The 19,870-nt window shown below is 51.8% G+C and carries 14 protein-coding genes and 1 tRNA gene; 2 read left to right on the top strand and 13 right to left on the bottom strand.

Annotated features, from left to right (window positions below):
- The first annotated feature begins 6 nt into the window (after window positions 1–6).
- Entirely contained in the window at window positions 7–2,184 is a 2,178-nt protein-coding gene (locus tag CJA_RS06695) for a lipopolysaccharide kinase InaA family protein (protein WP_041551219.1), read from the top strand.
- 3 nt (window positions 2,185–2,187) lie between these two features.
- Here CJA_RS06695 and CJA_RS06690 read toward each other — a convergent pair whose 3' ends face one another.
- Window positions 2,188–3,204 (bottom strand): Stealth CR1 domain-containing protein, encoded by a 1,017-nt coding sequence (locus tag CJA_RS06690; RefSeq protein WP_012486999.1) that lies wholly within the window; start codon window positions 3,202–3,204, stop codon window positions 2,188–2,190.
- Window positions 3,205–3,376: 172 nt separating this feature from the next.
- Between CJA_RS06690 and CJA_RS06685 the strand changes: the two genes are divergently transcribed.
- Window positions 3,377–6,241, top strand: coding sequence for a valine--tRNA ligase (locus CJA_RS06685; RefSeq protein ID WP_012486998.1), 2,865 nt, complete (start codon window positions 3,377–3,379; stop codon window positions 6,239–6,241).
- A 208-nt stretch (window positions 6,242–6,449) separates the two neighbouring features.
- Here the strand turns inward: CJA_RS06685 and CJA_RS06680 are convergent.
- The 12 genes from CJA_RS06680 to zwf form a co-directional block, all read right to left on the bottom strand.
- Window positions 6,450–6,540 (bottom strand) — tRNA-Ser (locus CJA_RS06680).
- 226 nt (window positions 6,541–6,766) lie between these two features.
- Window positions 6,767–6,958 carry a carbon storage regulator CsrA gene (gene csrA, locus CJA_RS06675; RefSeq protein ID WP_012486997.1) on the bottom strand — a complete coding sequence of 64 codons (192 nt, stop codon included), beginning with the start codon at window positions 6,956–6,958 and terminating at the stop codon, window positions 6,767–6,769.
- 217 nt (window positions 6,959–7,175) lie between these two features.
- Complete coding sequence (locus CJA_RS06670; protein WP_012486996.1) at window positions 7,176–8,423, bottom strand: aspartate kinase; 1,248 nt, start codon at window positions 8,421–8,423, stop codon at window positions 7,176–7,178.
- 153 nt (window positions 8,424–8,576) lie between these two features.
- Window positions 8,577–11,204 carry an alanine--tRNA ligase gene (gene alaS, locus CJA_RS06665; protein ID WP_012486995.1) on the bottom strand — a complete coding sequence of 876 codons (2,628 nt, stop codon included), beginning with the start codon at window positions 11,202–11,204 and terminating at the stop codon, window positions 8,577–8,579.
- 86 nt (window positions 11,205–11,290) lie between these two features.
- Window positions 11,291–11,485 carry a Trm112 family protein gene (locus CJA_RS06660; protein WP_041552071.1) on the bottom strand — a complete coding sequence of 65 codons (195 nt, stop codon included), beginning with the start codon at window positions 11,483–11,485 and terminating at the stop codon, window positions 11,291–11,293.
- A 90-nt stretch (window positions 11,486–11,575) separates the two neighbouring features.
- Window positions 11,576–13,396 (bottom strand): C13 family peptidase, encoded by a 1,821-nt coding sequence (locus CJA_RS06655; RefSeq protein WP_012486993.1) that lies wholly within the window; start codon window positions 13,394–13,396, stop codon window positions 11,576–11,578.
- Between the two features lie 28 nt (window positions 13,397–13,424).
- A complete protein-coding gene (locus CJA_RS06650) occupies window positions 13,425–14,270 on the bottom strand; it encodes a M23 family metallopeptidase (protein ID WP_012486992.1) in 846 nt (281 codons plus the stop codon).
- A 163-nt stretch (window positions 14,271–14,433) separates the two neighbouring features.
- Complete coding sequence (pyk, locus tag CJA_RS06645) at window positions 14,434–15,879, bottom strand: pyruvate kinase (RefSeq protein ID WP_012486990.1); 1,446 nt, start codon at window positions 15,877–15,879, stop codon at window positions 14,434–14,436.
- A 17-nt stretch (window positions 15,880–15,896) separates the two neighbouring features.
- Window positions 15,897–16,904 (bottom strand): type I glyceraldehyde-3-phosphate dehydrogenase, encoded by a 1,008-nt coding sequence (gene gap / locus CJA_RS06640; protein ID WP_012486989.1) that lies wholly within the window; start codon window positions 16,902–16,904, stop codon window positions 15,897–15,899.
- A gap of 85 nt (window positions 16,905–16,989) precedes the next feature.
- Window positions 16,990–17,622 (bottom strand): bifunctional 4-hydroxy-2-oxoglutarate aldolase/2-dehydro-3-deoxy-phosphogluconate aldolase, encoded by a 633-nt coding sequence (gene eda / locus CJA_RS06635; RefSeq protein ID WP_012486988.1) that lies wholly within the window; start codon window positions 17,620–17,622, stop codon window positions 16,990–16,992.
- A 30-nt stretch (window positions 17,623–17,652) separates the two neighbouring features.
- A complete protein-coding gene (gene pgl, locus CJA_RS06630) occupies window positions 17,653–18,357 on the bottom strand; it encodes a 6-phosphogluconolactonase (RefSeq protein WP_012486987.1) in 705 nt (234 codons plus the stop codon).
- A complete protein-coding gene (gene zwf, locus CJA_RS06625; RefSeq protein WP_012486986.1) occupies window positions 18,351–19,838 on the bottom strand; it encodes a glucose-6-phosphate dehydrogenase in 1,488 nt (495 codons plus the stop codon). Before zwf ends, pgl begins: the two co-directional genes overlap by 7 nt.
- Window positions 19,839–19,870: the final 32 nt, after the last annotated feature.

Here is a 19,870-nt window from a genome sequence, read left to right as displayed (position 1 = left end):
GCGCTTATGAACAATAACACCTTGATCAATATCGGCCCTTACCAGGGCGAGCTGGCGCCGGATTTTACAGGCGCAGACGATTTGATCCAGCAATTACAAACCCTCAAGCACATCATCCAACAGCCAATCGCCAACCGCCTGTCATCAGGCAGTGATTATGTCATTCGCCTGCCGATTGCACTTCAGGGAAACCCTCTGGATGTTACCATCAAGGTTTTTAAGCGCCAAAACCGATTCAAGGACTGGTACGACCAACACCATGGCTCTAAAGCCCAACGTTCGTACAAAGCTGCCTGTGTTCTACAGGAAAAAGGAATAGGAACACCTGCACCTATTGCCTGGTTAGATCGATGGGGAAATGGCCGCTTACTGGAGAGCTATTACCTCTGCCTGTTTGAGCCTGGCATCTCCCTGCGCGATGCCCTTTCCGATATTTACTACAACCAGCGCGACAACGCGCCTCTGATGGAATTACTCCACCTGGTGGCACCGGCTATTCGCAAGATGCACGATGCAGGCTTTATGCATGGCGACATGGGTAATCAAAATATTTTATTACCACGTAGCACCACAGGCGAATGGCTGCAACCACAATTTATCGACTTAAATCGCGCACGCTACCAGGATACGCCCTTGTCCTATCGGCAGCGCGCCTTTGATTTAGCACGCATTGCCCTGCCCGGCGCTTATTTAAAAATTTTCAAGACGATTTATAACCATCACGAAGATTTCCCACACAAATTCGATCAATTGGAACAAAAGGCACGTCAGCGATTTTGGGGACACAGACGCAGTGGTAAATGGCGCCATCCAATTCGCCATTGGAAAAGCAAACGCTTACCCCAGACAAAACCGATTTACCCTGCGATACCCGACATCTGGCTGTGGGACGAAAAATCTGCGCAGCCAATGATTGTTCCAGGACGCCAGGAAAAACATACCTATCGCAACTGGCGCTACATGCTGTCGATGCTCTGGCAGGGATTCGTTGCCGGACCAGGTATTTACCTTCGCTATCAGCGCCTGCTGACAAAAAGCTACCAACAACCGGTTGCCATGCAAGGTCGTATTGGTGTCGCCCTGCATCCCCATCCGGATTACATCGCAACAGAACTGGAGTTACTGGAGCAGCTTGGTAACCCTCCAGTCCTCATTCGTTTCTGCCACCATGAAACTCCGCAAGATTGGCAGCGCAGTATTGACCTGGTTAAGCAGTTACGAACCAAGGGCGTTGAGGTGATGCTGGCCATTTTGCAAGACAGGCGCGCCTTGCTGGAGCCTGAATCCTGGAAAGCATTGCTGACATTGGTTATCGAAAACCTGGGTGACCAGGTTGTCTATATTGAAATTACCCACGCAACTAACCGTTTAAAATGGGGCGTATGGAGCAGTGATGAATATGCGCAACTCATGGCTCCCGCACTGGAATTGCAAAAACGTTTTCCACAAATTCGCCTTGCCGGCCCGGCCTGCATCGATTTTGAATACCTGCCGGTTATCGCCGCCCTGAATACTCAGCCAAAGGAACAACCTTTGGCAGCGCTTTCACACCTGCTCTATGTCGATAGACGCGGTGCTCCGGAAAACAAGCAAGGTCAATATTCCACCCTGGAAAAAAGTGCTTTACTAAAGGCTGTTGGACAATGGTCGGATCGCTGCGCCGATAAAGTTATTGTTTCCGAAGTTAATTGGCCAGTGAAGCATACAGGTATATGGTCACCTATCGGCTGTCCTTATGAGACGCCTAAATGGCGCAGGGAACAACCGGGTGAAACCGATGAGGATTATGCGAATTATATGTTGCGCTATCTCGCCATTACACTCTGCTCAGGCCATGTCGACCAGGTGTTCTGGTGGCGTCTGTCTGCCCACGGCTATGGGCTTGTTGATGATCTCAATCATTTTGTACCGCGCCCGGCATTTCATGCCTTGGCACATTTCTTAAAACTGGTGGGGCAAGCCACTTTCCGAAAAAAATGGCATACAGATGACAACACCTATTTATTGGAGTTCGCGACTGGAAATCACCGGATTGTGATGGGGTGGACTGTAAAAGACACAAGTCCCCTGCCACAAGAACTGACATCAACCAAAGCTGTCAATGTATACGGAAAGCCTCAGTCGATAGATTACCTATCCCCCTCGCCGCATTATTTTGTATTCGAGCAATCATCGGGAGGGTGATTTTCACCCTTTCGATGATTCGTCCAGCAAATTTTCAAGACTGCCAATACGTTTTGTGAGCCAGGCAAAAATCAGTTTTTGCTTGGCAGGATGGGCGGCTTCAATACTTTGTACACAAACAAAAGCCGCATTTGAATTTTTATCGGCCCACCATAATTTTAATTTGATTCGCCAAAAAAATTGCTGCGCCGGCTTTAACTGAATATTGAATAATTGATTATCCACCAGTGCATGGCCATCACGCAGCTCAAGATGAGCCGCTAATGATTCACCTATAAGTTGGTCATAAGTGCGCAACCGATGTTTTATATTGTCCCTAAGTACATCAGGATGCAGCTCAAAGTATTTTTGCTGCGTCGATAACCGCCATGCATGTGGTACATGGGGTAGGCGAAAATATCGATGAGTCAATCCCAATCTTCGCGCAGTGATTTGTTGACCTGCCCAAAAACTGAAAGATTTTTCTTTCTTGAATACCTTTAATACCCTACCCAAAAGGATATGAGGCAGCGTCCGCTCAGGAAGCAGGCACCATTTACCGCGAAGTACAACTTTATCATCCCGGAAAAAATCCAGAGGCTGGACAGGTCGGATTAAAAAGAAATCATCATTAAAAAAAAGAAAATGTTCAGAAAGGCCCGGTATACGCCACAACATGCTCAAGATAGAGCTGCTGTTAAATGTTGGCAGGGCATCGTCAAACCCCGCAAAAATAATCTTGTGATCTACAATTTTAATTTTATCTTCGAAAGGAGTGCCCTGAACCTTGCTCATCAACTGAGGACGCTGGCTATCAGTCACAATAAAGATAGTTCTTATCCAGGGAGCAAACTTAAGAATAGATGTGATGCAATAATCAATCTCTCCAGCATTATGAAAGCGTGCCTTACTCGCCCCCCCTGTGCGTTTACGCCCAATAGATTCCAAATAGGTATCCAGTTTGGCAGCATGCACTGGATCTGCCCCATCGACCCAGGTAATCACAGCATCGACCGGCTGGATATCAATATCGAACGGCATATGGCTTCCCAATAAGTTCTCGCAAAATAGCCGCCATGTTACACCATAAGCCAGGAATTCACTGCCTCAATTACGCGCCCCTCTACAGCAAAAAGGGCTATAATGCCACCCCTGTTTTTTCGTCATTTCAGGCCTTAAAACTGGCCGCAGACCAAGAGAGTCCCCTAGCGCTATGGATAAAACCTACCAACCCCATGCTATCGAACGTCAGTGGTACCAAACCTGGGAAGAAAAAGGCTATTTCAAGCCGGTCATGAACGACGCCGGCGAATCCTATTGCATCATGATCCCGCCCCCCAATGTCACTGGCAGCCTGCATATGGGCCATGGTTTTAACAATGCTGTCATGGATGCCTTGATCCGCTACCAACGCATGAAGGGTAAATCGACCCTTTGGCAACCAGGTACCGATCATGCCGGTATTGCGACTCAAATGGTGGTCGAGCGTCAATTGGCGGCCCAGAATATTAGCCGCCATGATTTGGGGCGCGAAAATTTCCTCAATAAAGTCTGGGAATGGAAAGAGCAATCCGGCGGTACCATCACCCGCCAGATTCGCCGGCTGGGCTCCTCGGTCGATTGGAGCCGCGAGCGCTTCACTATGGATGACGGCTTATCCACGGCCGTGCAGGAAGCCTTTGTACGCCTCTATGAAGATGGCTTGATCTATCGCGGCAAGCGCCTGGTGAACTGGGACCCCAAACTGCACACGGCCATCTCGGATCTTGAGGTGGAAAACCACGATGAAAAAGGCCATCTCTGGCACCTGCGCTACCCGCTCGCTGATGGCGCTACCACGGCAGAAGGCAAGAGCTATCTGGTGGTAGCCACTACCCGACCCGAAACCATGCTCGGTGATGCCGCCGTAGCGGTGCACCCCGACGATGAGCGCTACCAATCCCTGATCGGCAAGTATGTACTCCTGCCCCTGGTTAATCGCCTGATTCCAGTAGTGGCTGATGATTATGTGGATCGTGAGTTCGGTACCGGCTGCGTGAAAATTACCCCCGCACATGACTTTAATGACTATGAAGTCGGCAAGCGTCATCATTTGCCGTTAATCAATGTGCTCGATAAAAACGCTGCGGTGTTGGCCAGCGCACAAATTTTTAACCTGGATGGCAGCATCAATACCGAGCTGGATAGCTCCCTACCTGATAACTATGCAGGATTGGATCGCTACGAGGCGCGCAAGCAGATTGTTGCCGCCTTTGAAGCCGCTGGATTGTTAGAGAAAATCGATGATCACGCCTTAAAGGTACCGCGCGGCGATCGCTCCGGTGTGGTAATCGAGCCCTGGTTAACCGACCAATGGTATGTCAGTACCAAGCCTTTGGCAGAGCCCGCCATTGCAGCTGTTGAAGACGGTCGAATCCAATTTGTCCCCAAGCAATACGAAAATATGTATTTCGCCTGGATGCGCGATATTCAGGACTGGTGTATCAGCCGCCAGCTCTGGTGGGGCCATCGCATTCCCGCCTGGTACGATGCCAGCGGCAAGGTTTATGTAGGGCGTAACGAAGCGGAAGTTCGTCAAAAATACAATGTGGGTACCGATGTCTCTCTACATCAGGATGAGGATGTGCTCGATACCTGGTTCAGCTCCGGGCTGTGGACATTTTCAACCCTGGGTTGGCCAGAGCAAACCGAATTCCTGAAAAGATTCCATCCGACCGATGTACTGGTTACCGGCTTCGATATTATTTTCTTCTGGGTTGCACGTATGATCATGCTCACCATGCACCTGGTGAAACATGAGGACGGCACAGCGCAGATTCCGTTTAAAACCGTGTACGTGCACGGCCTGGTGCGCGATAGCCAGGGCCAGAAGATGTCCAAGTCCAAGGGTAATGTGCTCGACCCCCTGGATATCGTAGACGGTATTGATTTGGAAACCCTGGTGCAAAAACGCACCACAGGATTAATGAATCCCAAAGACGCCGCCAAAATCGAAAAGCAGACACGCAAGGAGTTTCCTGAAGGTATCCAGGCTTACGGCACCGATGCCCTGCGCTTTACCTTCTGTTCGCTCGCATCGACAGGGCGCGACATTAAATTTGATATGGGCCGGGTAGAGGGCTATCGCAATTTCTGTAATAAAATCTGGAACGCAACCCGCTATGTACTCATGCAGTGCGAGGATCAGGATTGCGCACAGGATGGCACCACGGATTATCAATTATCCGTAGCAGACCGCTGGATTGTCAGCAAATTACAACTTGCCGAAAAAGCGGTCATTGAAGCCCTGGATACCTATCGACTCGACCTGGCAGCACAGGCCATTTATGAGTTTGTCTGGAATGAGTATTGCGATTGGTATCTGGAATTATCCAAACCCGTACTCTGGGATAAATCCGAAGAAAACACCGCTTTGCGCAAAGGCACTCGCCGCACATTAATCCGCGTGTTGGAAACCATCCTGCGCCTTGCACATCCATTAATGCCTTTTATTACGGAAGAAATCTGGCAGAAAATCAAACCATTGGCAGGTGCCACGGGTGAAACCATTATGCTCACTCGCTACCCCCAGCCCAATGAAAGTAAAGTCGATAAAACCGCGTTGAACGATGTTGCCTGGCTGCAGGAAATTATTCTGGGCCTGCGTAATATTCGTGGGGAAATGAATATTTCTCCCGCAAAAGAATTAACCGTCCTCTTTAAGAACGGCAGTACAGAAGACCAGGCGCGCCTCAACAGCTATCAACAGTTCCTGAAAAAAATGGCCTCACTGGAAAGCATCAACTGGCTTGGTACTGAAGATAAAGAGCCGCTCTCGGCAACGACGTTGGTAGGGCAGATGGAAATACTGGTTCCCATGGCAGGACTTATCGATAAGGATGCAGAGCTGGCTCGCTTAAATAAGGAGAGCACAAAACTGGAGCAAAATATTGCCAGGATGGAAGTAAAGCTCAACAATCCTGCCTTCGTTGATAAAGCGCCTGCCGATGTGGTTGAGAAAGAGCGGGCAATTGTTACCGGAAATAAAATAGCGCTCGAAAAACTAAAAGAGCAAATCCAAAAAATTTCTGCGCTCTGAACCAACAGCAACACTGACAAAGGCGGGATTTATTCCGCCTTTTTTTATGGCGCGCCATCCATGACCGCCCCTCTTCGGGCCATCGCTGATGCAGCGTTGAAAATTTCTCCCGGAAATTTTTTATTCCCTCAACGCAATACCAGAACACTACAGAAACGCAGGCCAAACAAAAAAGCCCAATCTTTCGATTGGGCTTTTCGATAATCAATGGCGGAGAAGGGGGGAGTCGAACCCCCGATACCCTTTTGAGGTATGCTCCCTTAGCAGGGGAGTGCCTTCGGCCACTCGGCCACTTCTCCACAATACTGAGCAGAGCAGGCTCCGTTTCAGTAGGTGCGGCATAATACCATAATCCGCTAAAAATCAAAGTCTTAAAAGCTAAAAAAACCAGGAAAAATCACCCGGCCTATATCGACACAATCACAGGATAATCACCGCAAAAACAACAACGCGGCGGATGACAAAATCATACCGCCGCGTCGCGCAAACCTTAGAGAGTCTGGATCGTTAATCAGCAATAAGTGATTAATTATCCTGCTCTTCCTGATTTTGCTTTTCACGCTGTATACGCTGATATATCTCTTCACGGTGTACAGCAATGTCTTTTGGTGCGTTGACGCCGATACGTACCTGGTTGCCTTTAACACCCAATACAGTAACAGTAACTTCGTCACCTACCATCAGAGTTTCGCCAATGCGGCGAGTCAAAATTAACATCTTTAATCTCCTTCACTCATCCTGTAAGAGTCAACGGGAGACACCCCTTGCCACCATTGACCCCGATAAAACCTTTCGCGTTCCCGGCAGCACATGCCTGGGTTTAAGTATTGTCTACTTTTGACGAAAGGGAAGAACACCCTGATAAATTTCTGACTATCACCAGGATAGCCAGGGGTACCACTACACCATAACTAAACCGCAGAATGGATATGACCTAGCCCCTCACCCGGTCTTCTGACGGTTCGGCATCCAAACCAAAAGCGGTGTGCAGACTACGCACAGCCAGCTCCAAGTAACGCTCATCAATGATCACTGAAATCTTGATTTCAGATGTGGTGATCATTTGAATATTGATTCGATCCTCAGCCAGGGCATTGAACATGAGTGAGGCGACACCCGCATGGGAGCGCATGCCAACACCGACAATAGACACCTTGGCAACCTTGTCATCGCTACGAACTTCGCGTGCACCTATCTCCTTCGCAACCGCTTGCAACACCACAACCGCTTTGCTCATATCATTTTTATGAACAGTGAAGGTCAGGTCGGTTGTGCCATCTGCGGACACGTTTTGTACAATCACATCGACTTCAATGTTGGCTTCGCCAATCGGAGCCAGTATTTTTGCTGCCACACCGGGAGTGTCAGGGACACCCGCAACAGTTACTTTTGCTTCATCACGGTTAAATGCAATACCAGAAACAATAGGTTGTTCCATAGTTGAATCTTCCTCATCGAGGGTAATCAGGGTTCCGGGGCCTTCTTTGAAACTGTGGAGAACTCGCAGTGGCACCTTATATTTGCCGGCAAATTCCACAGAGCGAATTTGCAGCACCTTGGAACCCTGGCTGGCCATTTCCAGCATTTCTTCAAAGGTAATTTTTTCCAGTCGACGGGCGCGCTCACACACACGGGGGTCGGTAGTGTATACACCATCCACATCTGTGTAGATTTGGCATTCATCCGCCTTGAGGGCTGCTGCCAGAGCAACGCCTGTGGTGTCCGAACCACCGCGTCCCAGGGTAGTGATATTGCCTTTTTCATCCACACCCTGAAAACCGGCGACAACAACCACGCGACCGGCCTCAAGGTCGGCGCGCATATTTTGCTCATCAATAGATTGGATACGGGCTTTGGTAAAAGCGCTGTCAGTCAGGATGCGCACCTGGCTACCAGTATAGGAACGGGCATCCAAACCACGCTTTTTAAGCGCCATACACAGGAGCGCAATGGTGACCTGTTCACCCGTGGAAATCAGAACATCCAATTCACGAGGATCGGGAGTTTCCTGAATTTGTTGGGCTAACGCAATCAGTCGGTTGGTTTCTCCACTCATTGCGGAAACAACCACGACCATATCGTGCCCCTGCGCACGAAAGCCGGCAACCTTCTCTGCTACGGCGTCGATACGCTCGATAGTACCAACAGAAGTACCACCGTATTTTTGAACCAATAAGCTCATTACAGCCTATCCTTTATCTTCTAATAAGACGCTAATAACTAATAACCAGATCACAAAAAGGGGCCAATTAAACACCAGATTGCGATAAAAGTTAACCCAAATGGGTGATAAAAAGCGTATTTGTCACACTTCTTACACCATTTCGCTCAGCATTTAGCCAAGCTGAGCATTGACCCAAGGCAAAACCGATGCCAAGGCATCAGCCAATCTGGCCACATCGGTCCCGCCCCCCTGGGCCATATCAGGGCGACCACCGCCCTTACCGCCAATCTGGCCAGCCACATGAGCCATCAGATCACCCGCCTTAACCTTGGCCGTAATATCCTGAGTGACGCCTGCAACCAAAGATACCTTGTCATTTTCAACCGCTGCGAGCAGCACGACTGCGCTGCCCAGCTTATTCTTGAACTGGTCAACCGTATCGCGCAATGACCTGGCATCAGCGCCCTCAAGATTGAGGGCAAGCACTTTTATACCATTCACATCCTGGGCCTGGCTCAACACATCGCCACTGCCGGCTGTTGCCAACCGGGTTTTTAAACCGGCCAGGTCTTTTTCCAGCTTGCGGTTTTGGGCAACCAACGCATCCAGTTTTTCCAACAGGTTATCGCGATTAGCCTTAATGCTACGAGCCGCTGCATCGACCAGGGACTCCACCTGGTCAAAAAGCGCCAGGGCCTTGGTGCCGGTAATTGCCTCTATACGACGGATTCCGGCAGCCACTCCGGACTCCGATGTAATGCGAAACACGCCTATATCCCCCGTACGGGCTACGTGGGTACCGCCACACAGCTCTACAGAGAAGCCATCGCCCATGGTTAACACCCGCACGGTGTCGCCATATTTTTCGCCGAACAACGCCATGGCACCCTTGGCCTTGGCGGTATCCATATCACAGAGTTCAGTGGCAACTGCTGAATTGGCGCGAACCTGGTCATTAACCAGGGTTTCGATAGTTTTCAACTGCTCGGGAGTTACTGCTTCAAAATGGGAAAAGTCAAAACGCAAACGCTCGGAGTCTACCAATGAACCCTTCTGGGTCACATGTTCACCCAATACCTTGCGCAGCGCAGCATGCATTAAATGGGTGGCCGAGTGGTTGAGGGCTGTTGCCTGACGCACATTGGCATCCACTTTAGCGCCAAACACATCACCGACCGAAATAGCCCCCTGAAGTACATGCACAAGATGCAAATGGGCATTCGCCTGCTTCTGGCAATCGCGCACTTCCAGGCGATTGCCGCCCTGCTCCAGATAACCACAATCACCTGCCTGGCCACCAGACTCAGCGTAGAAAGGGGTGCGATCCAAAACAACTACACCATCATCACCTTCTACCAGGCGATCCACTTTTTTGCTGTCTTTGATCAGCGCAACCACCTTACCCTGCTCGGCCAACTGGCGGTAGCCCAGGAACTCGGTGGCGGGCAGATCCAATCCAACAGCACTGTAGTCCACTTTAAAGGTACCCGCAGCACGGGCACGGGCGCGCTGCTCAGCCATAGCGGCATCGTAACCGTCCTGATCAATCGTGAGGCCGCGCTCACGGGCAATATCGTTGGTCAGGTCAACTGGAAAGCCATAGGTGTCATAGAGGGTAAATACCAACTTGCCGGGAATTTCTGTACCGGACAATTTGGCCAGGGCATCTTCAAGTACGGCAATTCCCTTATCCAGGGTTTTCTCAAATTGCTCTTCTTCCTGCAGCAATACCCGCTCGATATGGGCGCGGTTCTTATGCAATTCCGGATAGGCATCACCCATCACTTCCGCCAGGGCTTTTACCAGCTTGTGGAAGAAAGGCTGCTTCTGCCCCAATTTATTACCGTGGCGAATAGCGCGACGGATAATACGGCGCAACACATAACCGCGACCTTCGTTAGAAGGAAGCACACCATCGCTGACCAGGAATGAGCAGGAGCGGATATGGTCGGCAATCACGCGCAGGGATTTGCTCTCCAGGTCGCTGGTACCCGTCGCTTCAACGGCAGCGCTGAGCAAATGCTGGAACAGATCAATTTCGTAGTTGGAATGGACGTGCTGCATCACTGCAGAAATACGTTCCAGCCCCATCCCGGTATCCACTGAAGGGGCGGGCAAGGGATGCAGTACACCATCTGCAGTGCGGTTGAACTGCATGAAGACGTTGTTCCAGATTTCAATATAACGATCACCGTCTTCTTCGGGCGAACCAGGTGGGCCACCCCAGATGTCCGGGCCGTGGTCGTAGAAGATTTCGGTACAGGGACCACAAGGGCCGGTATCACCCATCGCCCAGAAATTATCAGAGGCGTAGGGAGCACCTTTGTTGTCACCGATACGGATGATGCGCTCGGCAGGGACGCCAACCTCGTTGTGCCAAATAGCGTAGGCTTCATCATCCGACGCGTAGACAGTGACCCAGAGTTTTTCAGCGGGAATATTCAGCCATGCTTTCGAGGTCAGGAATTCCCAGGCATAGGCAATAGCATCGCGCTTGAAATAATCGCCAAAGCTGAAGTTACCCAACATTTCAAAGAAGGTGTGGTGACGCGCGGTATAACCCACATTTTCAAGATCATTGTGCTTACCGCCAGCGCGGACACAGCGCTGTGAGCTGGCTGCACGGGTATAGGAGCGAGTTTCGCCGCCGAGGAAAACATCCTTGAACTGGTTCATCCCGGCATTGGTAAATAACAGGGTGGGATCGTTGCCGGGAACCAGCGAGCTACTGGCTACTACTGTATGACCTTTGCTCTCAAAGTACTTTAAAAAGGCGTCGCGAATTTCAGCGCTCTTCATAGGGTTTCCACTAATGGTTTAAATTTTGTGCAACTCTTAAATGCAGCTCTGGTATTGGAGAACGTTATTTTTGCCCGGTGCACTGCTCAGCGATGATGGGCATCCAGTTCCTCTGCCGTGAGTTTACGCGCCTCCTGTTCCAGCATGACAGGAATTCCATCGCGGATTGGATAAGCCAGGCCACTTTGCCAGCACACCAATTCCTGCTGTTCTGGATGATATTCCAGCTCCCCTTTACTGACCGGGCATACCAGAATACTGAGTAATTTTTTATCAATCATAAACTTGACGCTCACTCAGGCTAACCGGGGGCGGTATCTTACACTGCGAATTATGGCGCTGTCTCTAGAGCCACACTGCTATGGCACTAATTAGGGATTTAAATCATTGGCAGATCGTTCATCCTGCCAACGGCGCAATTGTTTGAGCACCGCCTCACTGCGATGGATTTGGGGTTCGGAAGGCGTTAGCTTCTGCTCGCTCTCCCATTCACTGACCAGCGCCTTTGCACGTTCAAAGGCCGCCTCAAAATCGACGCCGGGCTGCAGTGCGTCCTGGAAATAGGCTCGACCGAAATAGGTAAATTGGCTGTCATCAGAACAACCAAATGATGTTTTTTCCGCCGAGGCTGCTGTCATAACCAGCGTATATTCGTCGCGCAAATCATCAATAAAACCGCCTGAATAACAGGCCGACAAGAGTACAACCCGGTGTTGTATCCCTGAGTTTTTCAGTTGTTTGCCCAGCCAGGCAGCGGGAATATCAGCCAGGGTGATGCCATTATGTTTGAGGGAAATGGTGCGCTTTTTGGAACCGTGACTGGTGATATAGAGGAAGAAAATGTCTTTTTCCTTATCCATGCGCTCAGCAATGCGCTGGATGGCGGCGCTGATGCTCGACAGGCTCGCCAGGGGTTTATCCAGTGAGCGCTGGCTGTTGACCAAGTAAATACCGGTGTCCGCTACCCCATACTGCCGGGTGAATAAATTTTCAATAAAGCGGGTTTCACGGCGAAATACTTCTTCAGTCCCATCGCCGGCGATCACCAGGCTGTAAAACTCAATCTTGTGCGGATCAGATACACGTATGGACTCAAGTGCTTGCTTCAGGACCGTTGATTGTTGCTCCATGGCAAAATGTGTGATTTCCTCACCGCTGTAGATTTTGACGGATTTGCCGCCATTCACCAGTTTGTTGTAGTGCCAGCGCCCTTTTATCCGGGTGAGTCCATCCAGCGGTTGCTTGTAGGTGAGTTCGCCTGTGCCATGCTTGCGCCCATATTCAAACGCCCCTTCGTAAATATCACCGTCAGGTTGAACCAGCTTACCTTTGCCGTGGTAGTGCCCCAGTTTGAAATCCCCGTTATATTCCTCGCCATTTTTGGCGATAAAACTGCCTTTTCCATCCAGCAGGCCACGCTTGAATTGTCCCTGCCATTGATTACCCTCTTTGTCCGTCTGCATCCCTGCTCCATGCAATTGCCAATTTTCAAATTCGCCGATATAGGTGTAGCCATCAGGGTCGGTATAAATCCCCTTACCGGTAAACATGTCCTGCTGAAATTCACCACTGTAGCTCGCACCTTTAGCATCGGTAAAGATGCCATTTCCCTGCATTCTCCCATCGCTGAACTCCCCGGTATATTTGGCGCCATCAGGTTGCAGCAGTTCACCTTGCCCATGCCGGATACCATCCTTGACCTCGCCGGTGTACATGGACTGATCGCTATAGCGCCAGCGTCCTTGTCCCTGCATTTTGCCAGCGACAAAAGTGCCGTCATAAACACCGCCATCGACCAGGGTAAAACGCCCCTGCCCGTCAAAAAGCCCCGCCTTGAACTCGCCTTCATAATGACTGCCATCGCTATAGTCCAGCCGCCCCCTGCCCTCCTCATAACCATCGACAAACTGCCCCTGGTAAATCGCGATTTGTGCGGAAATCAGCGTTCCCTGGCCATGGAACAACCCCTGGCGGAACTCACCTTCATAACTGTCGCCGTTGCGCCAGGTCATTCGCCCCCAGCCGTCCAATTGACCTTGCTTATTATGCTGTCCCTGATAGCTGGCACCATCGGCGAACTCTGTCACGGGAGAAAAGCGATAACGCAGGGTCTGCCACCCTTGGGATTGGAGGTACAGCAAGCTGGCCGCACCAAGGGCAAAGGCCAGCAGGAATTGAATGACTCGCACCATGGGTAAAATCCTCTCCCTTGATGTCGCCTTACCGGGACGACTCCGTTACTGAATCTTTTGGCATAGGGCCAACCAGCAATTGTGGATCCACTCGCTCCTCAAACCAGTTCATCCGCCAATCCAGGTGGGGCCCTGTCGCACGCCCGGTCATACCCACCTTGGCAATTACCTGTCCCTGGGTAATGGAGTCCCCCTTTTTAACCAGGATTTCACTCAGGTGGATAAAGGTTGAGGACAATCCATGGCCGTGGTCGATAATCAGGGTTCCCCCCGAAAAAAACATGTCCGGATGTGCCAGGGTGACCAGTCCCCCCGCAGGCGCTGTCACCAAAGTGCCTACCGGGCGGGCGATATCCACACCATAGTGGGGGTTGTTGGGGACACCGTTATAAAAACGCTGACTGCCATAGACACCCGTGATACGCCCCTGCAATGGCCAGACAAATGGTTGGGCAAAAAATGTCAGGGGTAAATCGACCTTGCGTGCCTCCGTTGCCATTTGCGCTTCGCGCCTGGCACGTTCAACCTGCTCCGGGTCAGGCGTTACGGTTTTCTGCGGGACACCGGTCACTTTCTGGATGTTGTATTGGCGCTGTTGCACCTTAAATAGATGCTGCTGGCGCTGTCCCCGGGCATCAACGGTGATGATCCTGGCCTCGGCAGGTGCATCGCGTCCCAAACCGATCACGAACTGCCTATCCTCCGATAATTGCAATCGTTTGCCGGCATATTCCACCTGTGTACCCTCGGGAACCTGCCCGATAATTACGCCGCCCTGCTGCCAGTCGGCCCGCAACAGTTCCAATGCCTGGACAAGGGAACTGACACACAACCCCAGGCTACATAATCCAGCTACCAGTAATCGCTTATTCACGCTCGACTCCACTTATTTGACCAAACCCGCATCATACCCAGGCAACCCCGGGAACATTACCTGCATTGCCAGCATTTTCCACAGGCAACCCAGAATCAAATCCCAGGCAAAAAAAACGGCAGTCATGCTGCCGTTTTTTAGACCGATAAGACTGCGACACCTATCAGGCGAGTTTGTCACCCACCCGCAGGATTTTCAGGCTATTGGTGCCACCTAACAGATTGGTATCACCGCAGGACACAATCACCATATCACCATCGGTAAGAATGTTTTTGCTCTTCAACAGGTCGATAGCGCGGACGAAATCCTGCGCACTGGGCACAGCTTCCGTATCAAAGGCTACCGGGTGCACACCGCGATACAGGGCAACCTTACGCTGGGTGTTCACATGGCGTGAGAAAGCAAAGATCGGGAGTTGCGATCCAACACGGGACATCAGGCGCGGGGTACTGCCCGACTCGGTGAAGGCAATGATGGCTTTCACACCCGACAGGTGGTTGGCAGTGAACATAGCCGCCAGCGCAATGGACTCATCGATACCGTTGAACGCCTGATCCATGCGGTAGGTATCAGCACTGGCGGTGGGGTGCTTTTCGGCACCGAGAATAATACGCACCATGGCTTCAACCGTTTCTACCGGATAACTACCGGCAGCCGTCTCGGCAGACAACATCACCGCATCGGTACCGTCCAGTACCGCGTTAGCCACGTCAAACACCTCTGCACGGGTTGGCAGCGGGCTGTTGATCATGGATTCCATCATCTGGGTTGCGGTGATTACCACCTTGTTCAGTGCACGTGAGCGCGCAATGATGCGTTTTTGTACACCGATCAGGGCTGCATCCCCAATTTCAACCCCCAGGTCACCACGCGCCACCATCACGGCATCGCTGGCGCGGATAATGTCGTCCAGGGTTTCGTCATCGGCAACGGCTTCGGCACGTTCCACCTTGGAAACCAGGCCGGCGCGACCACCCGCCTCTTCCATCAGGCGACGGGCATAGTTCATGTCCTCTGCACTGCGCGGGAAGGAAACCGCGAGGTAATCCACATCAATTTCCGCAGCAGTTTTGATATCTGCCAGGTCTTTTTCCGTCAAGGCGGGTGCCGTTAAACCACCGCCCTGGCGGTTGATACCCTTGTTATTGGACAAGGGGCCACCCACCTTGGTGGTGGTGTAAATGCGCGTACCCTCAACACGATCAACCTTAAGCACCACACGGCCGTCATCCAGCAACAAAATATCGCCGGGTTTGCAATCGTTAGGCAGCTCTTTGTAGTCGATACCCACTTGCTCCTGGGTACCGGCATCGCGTTCCAGCGAGGCATCCAACACAAACTTGTCACCCACTTTCAGATGGATCTTGCCATCTTTAAAACGAGCGACACGGATTTTTGGACCTTGCAGGTCACCCAATACCGCCACATAGCGGTTGTGTTTGGCGGCCAGGGCACGGACGGTCTCGGCACGGTATTTGTGGTCTTCCGGTGAACCATGGGAGAAGTTCAAGCGGACGACGTTAACGCCCGCCAGAATCAACTTTTCCAGAACCTCGGGAGATTCCGAGGCCGGGCCCAAGGTACTGACGATCTTGGTGCGTCTTAACATAATCAATTCTCTTCTTATTATTTGGCTGACATCAGTGCAAGGGTGTTATCCAACATACGGTTGGAGAAACCCCACTCGTTGTCGTACCAGCTCAACACCTTGACCCATTTGCCGTAGACCTTGGTTTGCAAGGAGTCATAGTTGGATGAGTGCGGATTGTGGTTAAAGTCCACAGAGACCAACGGCTCGGTGACATACGCCAAAACACCTGGCATTTCCTTTTCGGCAGCTTCTTTCATAGCCGCATTGATGGCTTCGACACTTACGTCTTTTTCTACCAGTACGTTCAAGTCAACCAAAGAAACGTTGATGGTAGGTACGCGGACAGAGATACCGTCCAACTTGCCTTTCAGCTCAGGCAGAACCAGGCCAACCGCTTTGGCCGCACCGGTCGTTGTCGGAATCATGGATTGGGTGGCAGAGCGAGCGCGGTAGATATCCTTGTGGAACACATCAGACAGTACCTGGTCGTTGGTATACGCGTGAATGGTGGTCATGGAGCCCTGCACAATGCCGAACTTGTCATTCAGCACCTTGGCGACAGGCGCCAGGCAGTTGGTGGTACAGGAAGCGTTGGAGATCACGCTATCCGTGGCTTTCAGCACATTGTGGTTTACACCGAATACCACCGTGGCATCAACCTCGGTACCCGGAGCAGAAATAATCACTTTTTTTGCACCGGCCGCCAGGTGGGCAGAGGCTTTCTCTTTGCTGGTGAAAATACCGGTACATTCGTAGACAACATCTACATTCAGCTCACCCCAGGGCAATTTAGCCGGGTCGCGCTCGGAGGTAATGCGAATAGCATCACCGTTAACGATCAGGTGATCACCTTCCACCGCAACAGTGCCGTTGAAAGTGCCGTGTACAGAATCGTACTTGGTCAGGTGGGCATTGAGTTTGGCATCGCCCAAATCGTTAATACCCACGATCTGGATTTGGCTGCGCTTGCCGGACTCATAAAGCGCGCGCAACACATTGCGACCGATACGACCATAACCATTAATTGCCACACGAATAGTCATTGCTTTCTCCTAGGTTAAAAAAGTTTGCCCGCTCGCGCGGGCCGATAATTCAAAACGGGTTCTCTTGCCGGATCTCTATCCTGCCTTAGCGAGGCAGGCTGGCTGCTTCACGGGCCAGGCGTTCAATCTCTTCCCAGCGTCCGGCTTTCATCAATTCTTTAGGTGCCATCCAGGTTCCCCCCACACAAGCCACGTTAGGCAGCGCCAGGTAACTGGGAGCCTTGGCCAGGTCAATACCACCGGTGGGGCAAAAGGTAATCTGCGGCAGTGGACCCGCGATGGACTTCAACATGGGAACACCACCGGCGGCTTCTGCCGGGAAGAATTTCTGGTGGGTGAAACCTTCTACCAACAGGTGCATGGCTTCAGTGGGAGTCGCCACACCAGCCAGCAATGGCACCGGGCAGGCCTTGGCGGCTTCGATCAGCGCTGGCGTGGTACCCGGGCTTACCATAAAGGTAGATCCGGCCTTCACGGCAGCATCAAGATCTTTCGGGGTGATAATAGTTCCCGCACCAATCACCGCATCATCCGGCAGGGCCTCTACCATGGCGCTGATAGCATCCAGTGCGCAGGGCGTACGCAGCGTGATCTCCAACACTTTCAGGCCACCGTTGTAAAGTGCGGTCGCCAGGGGTACGGCATCTTCGATGCGCTCGACGACCATAACAGGTACAACCGGCGCTACTTTGAGAATTTGATCGATGGTTAAAGCCACTGTGGTTTTCCTCGTTGCGTCACACAAAAATCAGGGAGCCCAATAGAGCGTCAATGGAACCTGCTGCTGTTGCAACAGCGCGCGAATGGGCATGTCATGTACCTGGGTTCCCGCCTGGGCAGCGCGGAAGACCTGGAGTTTTTCTTCGCCGGTCAGCAATAAAACCAGCGTCTTTGATTGCAATACCCCGTTGAGGGAGAGCGTCATGCGCTCGACTTCCTCGCCAGTGACTGCACTTTGCTGTGCTGTGACAGCGGCACAGAGCTGGTCGGTGGTCAGCGCCTTGTCCAATCCCTGTGCATTGGGGAACCAGGAAGCGGTATGACCGTCGGACCCCATGCCCAGGATAGTAATAGCGTAAGGCTGTGACAGCTGCTGATAAGCAACCTCGCAATCAGCCAGGCCCTCCTCCGGTGTCGCTGCCGTATTTTTCATACCGATCAGGTTGGTACTGGCCGCCTTGTTTTGCACCAGGGAGCGAACAACAAAAGCCTCGTTGCTGCGCGGGTGATCAAAGGCTACCCAGCGCTCGTCCACCAGGGCGACATACACCAATTCCCAATCCAACCCCACCTCGCTCAGCGCCTTGTAGAGCGGCTCGGGTGTACTGCCACCGGACACCATAAAAGTGGCTTCGCCGCGCTCTTCGATAGCATTGCGCAACGCTGCCTCACACTCCACCTGGAGTGCGGCAATCATCTCGGCACGACTGTCAAACAAACGCTCGATTACCATTCCTGATCGGCTCCCGATAACACTTCATCAATCGAGAACCAGCGGCGGCGATCACTGGCCAGCATTTGCGCCGAGGCCTGCGGCCCCCAGCTTCCCGCCATATAGCCGTGGGGTTTGTTTTCCGGGCGCTGCCAGGCTTCGATAATCGGATCAATCCAGGCCCAGGCGGCATCCACCTCAGCGCGGTGGATAAACAGGCTGGCATCACCAGCAGCGGCATCCAGCATCAGGCGCTTGTAGGCGTCCGAGTAGAAATCTTTATAGGTATCCGCAAAGTTCAAATTGAGTGCCACCGGGCGCAGGCGTGTCTCGTGCTTTTCAAGATCCTTGGAAATCATGATGATCTTGATACTTTCTTCCGGTTGTAGGCGAATCACCAGGCGGTTGGGGGTAGCAGCACCGGCAGACTCCGGATAAACGCGGTGGGCGACATCTTTGTACTGGATCACGATCTCGGCAAAACGCTGCTTCATACGCTTGCCGGTACGCAAGTAGAAAGGCACGTTAGCCCAGCGTGAATTGTCAATGTACGCGCGAATTGCCACAAAGGTCTCGGTATCGCTTGGCTTACCCAATTCATCCAGGTAACCGGGAACCTGCTTATCGTTCATATCACCGGCGACGTACTGGCCGCGCACGGTGTTGTATTTGACAGTGTTGCCCGTCAGCGGACGCAGGCTTTCCAGCACCTTGAGTTTTTCTGCGCGGATACGCTCGGCAGTCATGCGATTGGGTGACTCCATCGCCACCAGGCAGAGCAGTTGCAAAATGTGGTTTTGCACCATGTCACGCAATGCACCAGCGCCATCATAGAAACCGGCACGGCCTTCAAGGCCTACGGTTTCTGAAATCGTAATCTGCACATGGTCAATAGACCTGGCGTCCCACAGGTGTTCGAACATACCGTTGGCAAAACGCAGGGCCAACAGGTTTTGCACAGTTTCTTTGCCCAGGTAATGGTCGATGCGGTAGATGGCTTCCTCACGGAAATACTCGGCGATCTGGCTGTTAATTTCCTCTGCCGTTTTACCGTCATAGCCCAGCGGTTTTTCTACCACAACACGAGCGCTCTCGGTAATGAGACCGGATTCGTGCAAATGCTTACAACATACGCTGAATACAGACGGTGGCGTCGATAGGTAAAACACACGCTGGCTGTTACCACCTGTGTTCATCAATTGGGCAAGCGCGTCCCAATGTTCATCGCGAGTGGCAATATCTACAAAAACAGGGTGGAGTCGATTGGCGAAACTGTCCCAATCCGCATCCACAAATTCATCGGCATTCAAATGCTCTTTGGCAGCATCACGTACTTTGTTTTTATATTCCGTCACCATTTGCGTATTGCGGCAGGTGGGGATAATACGTGCCCCGTTCGGTAGCGCGCCTTCACGGTGCGCACGGTACAGGCCCGGGATGAGTTTGCGCAGTGCCAAATCACCGGCCCCGCCAAAAATAACAAAATCAAATGCCTCAAGCATGTGAGCTAATCCTGTCAGTGGTTCTAGATCGT

It is taken from the genome of Cellvibrio japonicus Ueda107 (assembly GCF_000019225.1).
Classification (GTDB): domain Bacteria; phylum Pseudomonadota; class Gammaproteobacteria; order Pseudomonadales; family Cellvibrionaceae; genus Cellvibrio; species Cellvibrio japonicus.
This window is presented reverse-complemented; position numbering and strand designations above follow the sequence as displayed.

Coding starts and splice junctions, on each gene's coding strand:
- CJA_RS06690 (WP_012486999.1), bottom strand. CDS start 3,204: ATGCCGTTCGATATTGATATCCAGCCGGTCGATGCTGTGATTACCTGG.
- CJA_RS06660 (WP_041552071.1), bottom strand. CDS start 11,485: ATGATTGATAAAAAATTACTCAGTATTCTGGTATGCCCGGTCAGTAAA.
- CJA_RS06695 (WP_041551219.1), top strand. CDS start 7: ATGAACAATAACACCTTGATCAATATCGGCCCTTACCAGGGCGAGCTG.
- CJA_RS06685 (WP_012486998.1), top strand. CDS start 3,377: ATGGATAAAACCTACCAACCCCATGCTATCGAACGTCAGTGGTACCAA.
- pgl (WP_012486987.1), bottom strand. CDS start 18,357: ATGGTAATCGAGCGTTTGTTTGACAGTCGTGCCGAGATGATTGCCGCA.
- pyk (WP_012486990.1), bottom strand. CDS start 15,879: ATGTTAAGACGCACCAAGATCGTCAGTACCTTGGGCCCGGCCTCGGAA.
- gap (WP_012486989.1), bottom strand. CDS start 16,904: ATGACTATTCGTGTGGCAATTAATGGTTATGGTCGTATCGGTCGCAAT.
- csrA (WP_012486997.1), bottom strand. CDS start 6,958: ATGTTAATTTTGACTCGCCGCATTGGCGAAACTCTGATGGTAGGTGAC.
- zwf (WP_012486986.1), bottom strand. CDS start 19,838: ATGCTTGAGGCATTTGATTTTGTTATTTTTGGCGGGGCCGGTGATTTG.
- CJA_RS06655 (WP_012486993.1), bottom strand. CDS start 13,396: ATGGTGCGAGTCATTCAATTCCTGCTGGCCTTTGCCCTTGGTGCGGCC.
- CJA_RS06670 (WP_012486996.1), bottom strand. CDS start 8,423: ATGAGCTTATTGGTTCAAAAATACGGTGGTACTTCTGTTGGTACTATC.
- alaS (WP_012486995.1), bottom strand. CDS start 11,204: ATGAAGAGCGCTGAAATTCGCGACGCCTTTTTAAAGTACTTTGAGAGC.